The organism is Sphingomonas sp. LaA6.9 (assembly GCF_022601895.1).
Taxonomy (GTDB): domain Bacteria; phylum Pseudomonadota; class Alphaproteobacteria; order Sphingomonadales; family Sphingomonadaceae; genus Sphingobium_A.
The window spans coordinates 256,428-259,329 of record NZ_JAKVIO010000001.1; the positions used below are offsets into that span (position 1 = coordinate 256,428).

Genomic DNA, 2,902 nt, shown 5'->3' on the forward strand with positions numbered 1-2,902 from the left:
CGCCATTTTGTGACATCATTGTCGGATGCGCGAACGCGCCGCGAAATCAGATGCTCAAACGCGCCATTTTCCCGTTTCCATCCAGAGCAGCAGCGGCTTGAGCGGCACGATCCAGATCACGCCCGCAACCAGGTAGATTAGGGCCTGCACCAGCCTTGGCAGTGCGCCGATCCACGGCGACAGGCTGGCAATGAGCACCGCCCAGACCGTGATCAGCAGCAGGATCAGGAACATTCCTGCAGGTTTGCGCCAGCTGGGCGTCATTGGGGCATTTCCTCGTTCACTATCCAGTCGCATTCGGTCCAGATCGCATGGAGCGCGACGTCCCACGAATCGGCGGGCACGACATCGACTTCCTGCACCGACCAGGCAAGCCCCACGCGGCGCGCGGTCGGCAGTTGCGCGAAGGCACGGTCATAGAACCCTGCGCCATAGCCGAGCCTGCGGCAGCGCCGGTCAAAGCCAAGCAAGGGCGTGACGATCAGATCGGGCGTCGCCTCCGGCGCATCGTCTGCGGGCTGCATCACTCCGAACGGGCCGGGATAAAGCGTATCGCCCATCTGCCAACGCAGGAAACGCATGGGGGCGTCGCGGTGTGTGACATGCGGCAGAGCCGTTTCGCGGCCCTGCCGGCGCGCATACGCCAGCAATGCAAGCGGACTGGCTTCGGATCCGAATGGCACATAGCCTGACACGCAGTGTGATTGCGTGATCCAGTTGCGAAGCGGGTCGGGAGGCGCGCTGAAATCATGCAAGCTTGCCCGCATCGTCGCGAATTCGTCGCGCCGCTGCCTCAGCTTTTGTCGCATGAGTATCTTGGGCATTGCCACCTAGTTTCAGTCAGGCGGCGGTGACGGGACCGCCATGGCCGTTTGCCGGAATATCCTCTGACGCCGATACGTCAGGTGGGGACCATATGTGCTGGACCAAGGTCCAACCAGGGACGGGCCCCTAGGATGATGAAAGCCTCAGGGATGTTCTCAAAAGCTCGTACCGGGCAGTACCCGTCGCAGCCAATCTAGGCGTTCGTCGCCTCACCCTCAAGCCTTTGCGCAAGGCTTTCGACACGTTCGGCGAGTTTTTCGAGAATTGGAGCGAAATCGGGCTGAGGATTGGGGGGCGGCGCAGGTGAGGCTGCGGGCACCGGATCGGGCGTGGCGAGCGTGCCGCCATTGCGACGCGCTTCGTGCACCTCGTCCGCAAGCAGGAGCGCGGCGAGCAGCAGGTGACGCGTCTCGTTGATGCCGCCCACCGCACGCTGCGCGTCGCGCGCCTTGGTGTCGAGGAGCTGCGCGATTTCCATGAGATGGGCTTCACCGCCGTCGCGGCAGTTGACCTGATAGGACCGTCCGCCGACTTCGATCGAAACTTCGGCCATGTGCGTCAGCCCTTCGCGATCAGGCGGTCGAGCGCTTCGATCGCGGACTCGACCTGGGACTTGAGTTTTTCGTGACGCTCGCTCAGCGACTGCAGCGCCGCGTCATCGTGGGTTCTGACCGGTCTGCCAGCCGCTGCCTCGACCCGCGAAAGCGCCCGTTCCAGTCGCCCGATGGCGAGGATAAGCCGGTCTTCTGACATTCTGTGTGAAATAGCATGGCTGGCGACGGGGGCAAGTGTGAAGCATGTGTTGCGGTGGCCCAAGGTTGACGGTTTGTCCCCCAGACGACAAAGGAACGCGCGCGACGGCGACTCGCCTAGCACTCGCCCTACCGTGCCGCTCTTTCGGGGACATACATGACCGTTTCGCCCAATGATCTCGCCAACGCCATCCGGGCGCTGTCGATGGATGCCGTGCAGGCAGCGAATTCGGGGCACCCCGGCATGCCGATGGGCATGGCTGATGTCGCGACGGTGCTCTTCACAAAATATCTGAAGTACGATGCCGCGGCGCCCAAATGGCACGACCGCGACCGCTTCGTGCTGTCGGCGGGCCATGGCTCGATGCTGATCTACGCCGCGCTCAACCTCACCGGTTATGCGCGCCCGACGATGGACGAGATCCGCAACTTCCGCCAGCTCGGCAGCCCGTGCGCGGGCCATCCCGAGAATTTCGAGCTCGAAGGCGTCGAGACGACCACCGGTCCGCTGGGGCAGGGCTTTGCGACCGCGGTCGGCATGGCGGTGGCAGAACGGCACCTCAATGCGGTGTTCGGCGACGACCTCGTCGACCACAGGACCTGGGTGGTCGCGGGCGACGGCTGCCTGATGGAAGGCATTAACCATGAGGCCGTGGGTCTTGCGGGGCATCTTGGTCTCGGTCGCCTGATCGTTTTGTGGGACGACAACAAGATCACCATCGATGGTTCGACCGACCTGTCGACCAGCGAGGACATTCCCGCACGTTACCGCGCGTCCAACTGGCATGTCGTCGCGTGCGACGGCCATGATCCCGTCGACATCGCGCGTGCCTTTGACGAAGCGATCGCCGATCCGCGGCCCTCGCTCGTCCAGTGCCGCACGATCATCGGCAAGGGAGCGCCCAACAAGCAGGGCACTTCGGCGACGCATGGCAGCCCGCTCGGTGCCGACGAGGTTGCCGCAGCGCGCGCGACGCTCGGGTGGAACCACGCGCCCTTCGAGGTGCCCGCCGAGATCCGCGCGGAATGGGAAAAGGCCGGCAGCCGCGGTGCCGAAGCGCATGCCGCATGGAACAAGCGCGTCACCGCGAGCGACCTTGGCGCCGAGTTCGTCCGCCGCATGAACGGCGAACTGTCGGGCGACTTCTCGCTTGCCGCCTACAAGGCCGACCTGATTGCCAACCCGCAAAAGGTCGCAACGCGCAAGGCTTCCGAAATGGTGCTGGGGCCGATCAACGAGCAACTGCCCGAGACGATCGGTGGCTCGGCCGACCTCACCGGTTCGAACAATACCAAGACCAAGGCGACCGGTCCGCTCACGAGGG

5 protein-coding genes are annotated in these 2,902 nt (G+C 64.2%); 1 reads left to right on the forward strand and 4 read right to left on the reverse strand.

Translation table 11 applies throughout. The annotated features are described in order from the left end of the window. Positions 1-54: 54 nt before the first annotated feature. From MKI88_RS01150 to MKI88_RS01165, 4 genes are all read right to left on the reverse strand, one after another. Positions 55-264, reverse strand: coding sequence for a DUF2842 domain-containing protein (locus MKI88_RS01150; protein ID WP_241628614.1), 210 nt, complete (start codon positions 262-264; stop codon positions 55-57). After that, the gene (locus MKI88_RS01155) at positions 261-824 is read right to left on the reverse strand and encodes a 5-formyltetrahydrofolate cyclo-ligase (RefSeq protein ID WP_241628616.1); all 564 of its coding nucleotides are present in this window, start codon (positions 822-824) and stop codon (positions 261-263) included. Before MKI88_RS01155 ends, MKI88_RS01150 begins: the two co-directional genes overlap by 4 nt. A gap of 194 nt (positions 825-1,018) precedes the next feature. Continuing rightward, complete coding sequence (locus MKI88_RS01160) at positions 1,019-1,378, reverse strand: cell division protein ZapA (RefSeq protein ID WP_241628625.1); 360 nt, start codon at positions 1,376-1,378, stop codon at positions 1,019-1,021. 5 nt (positions 1,379-1,383) lie between these two features. Then, the gene (locus MKI88_RS01165) at positions 1,384-1,578 is read right to left on the reverse strand and encodes a hypothetical protein (protein WP_241628628.1); all 195 of its coding nucleotides are present in this window, start codon (positions 1,576-1,578) and stop codon (positions 1,384-1,386) included. Positions 1,579-1,734: 156 nt separating this feature from the next. Between MKI88_RS01165 and MKI88_RS01170 the strand changes: the two genes are divergently transcribed. Beyond that, a partial coding sequence (locus tag MKI88_RS01170) for a 1-deoxy-D-xylulose-5-phosphate synthase N-terminal domain-containing protein (RefSeq protein ID WP_281063693.1) occupies positions 1,735-2,902 on the forward strand: 1,168 nt, incomplete at its 3' end.